This window comes from Pseudomonas sp. RIT-PI-q, assembly GCF_001297125.1.
Taxonomy (GTDB): Bacteria; Pseudomonadota; Gammaproteobacteria; order Pseudomonadales; family Pseudomonadaceae; genus Aquipseudomonas.
In genome coordinates this window covers 1-1,429 of sequence record NZ_LHPC01000035.1, presented here as the reverse complement: position 1 = coordinate 1,429, position 1,429 = coordinate 1, and the positions used below count along the sequence as shown (strand labels likewise).

Sequence of the window (1,429 nt, the reverse complement as noted above, 5' to 3'; positions counted from 1 at the left end):
ACCTTGCTCCCCGAGAGCCTGGACGATTACGTCAGCGACACCAATCCGGTGCGTGTTGTCGATGTCTTCGTGGATGAGCTCGACCTTATCACCTTGGGTTTTGAAAGCGCTGTTCCGGCTGAAACGGGCCGGCCCGCTTACCATCCTGCCGTCATGCTGAAAATTTACATCTACGGCTATCTCAACCGCATTCAATCGAGCCGGCGCCTTGAGCGCGAGGCCCACCGGAATGTCGAACTGATGTGGCTGACCGGCCGTTTGATGCCGGATTTCAAGACCATCGCCAACTTCCGCAAAGACAACGGCAAGGCCATTCGAGGTGTTTGTCGGCAGTTTGTGGTGCTGTGTCAGCAACTGGGGCTTTTTTCGGAACATCTCGTTGCCATCGACGGCAGCAAATTCAAGGCGGTGAACCACCGCGACCGCAACTTCACCAGCGCCAAGCTGAAGCGGCGGATGGAGGAAATCGAATCGAGCATTGCCCGATATCTAAAGGCGCTGGATGCGGCTGATCGGGAAGAGCCCAAGTCTTCAGGGCCCAAAGGTGGCGGGCTGGAAGAAAAAATCGCCAAACTGAAGGAGCAGATGAAGGCGCTTCAGGCGATTGAAATACAGATTGAAAAATCGCCGGACAAACAGATCTCGCTGACCGACCCGGACGCGCGCTCCATGATGACGAGCGGCAACGGCATCGTGGGTTACAACGTACAGACCGCGGTTGACACCCAGCACCATCTGATCGTCGCCCACGAGGTGACCAATGTGGGTCACGACCGTGATCAGCTCAGCTCGATGGCCGAGCAGGCCCGTGAGGCGATGAAACTCGAATCGCTGTCGGTGGTGGCGGACCGGGGGTACTACAAAAGTGGGGAGATCCTGGCCTGCCACGAGGCAGGGATTACCGCTTATGTGCCGAAGACGCTGAGCTCGCGCGCCAAGTCCAATGGTCGCTTCAACAATGACGCTTTTGTCTACAACGCGGACAAAAATGTGTACCTCTGCCCCGCCAAGGATGTGCTGATTTGGCGCTCCTCTTACATCGATAAAGGCAGGAAGCTGGACAGTTACTGGAGCTCCAACTGCCGAGCCTGTTCGATCAAAGCGCAATGCACACCGTCCAGGGAGCGAAAGGTTCGTCGCTGGGAGCATGAGGCGGTGCTGGAGGAAATGCAGGTCCGCCTGGACAATGCGCCACAGATGATGAACATCCGCAAGCGAACGGTCGAGCATCCCTTCGGGACACTCAAGCAGTGGATGGGTGCGACGCACTTTCTGACGCGGCGATTAGCCGGGGTGAGCACCGAAATGAGCTTGAACGTGCTCGCTTACAACTTGAAGCGGGTGATGAAAATCCTCGGTGCGCAGAGCTTGATGAAGGCGTTGGCGGCCTGAAAAGCCCCTGCTTTGCCCGATGGACAAGCTGTAAAGC

Annotated in this window: 1 protein-coding gene; it reads left to right on the top strand. The window is 57.1% G+C overall.

Going from position 1 to position 1,429, the window contains the following annotated elements; genetic code table 11:
* Positions 1 to 1,392 (top strand): IS1182 family transposase (locus tag AEQ67_RS19155; RefSeq protein WP_063854466.1); only part of this gene is annotated, 1,392 nt, incomplete at its 5' end.
* Between the last annotated feature and the right edge of the window lie 37 nt (positions 1,393 to 1,429).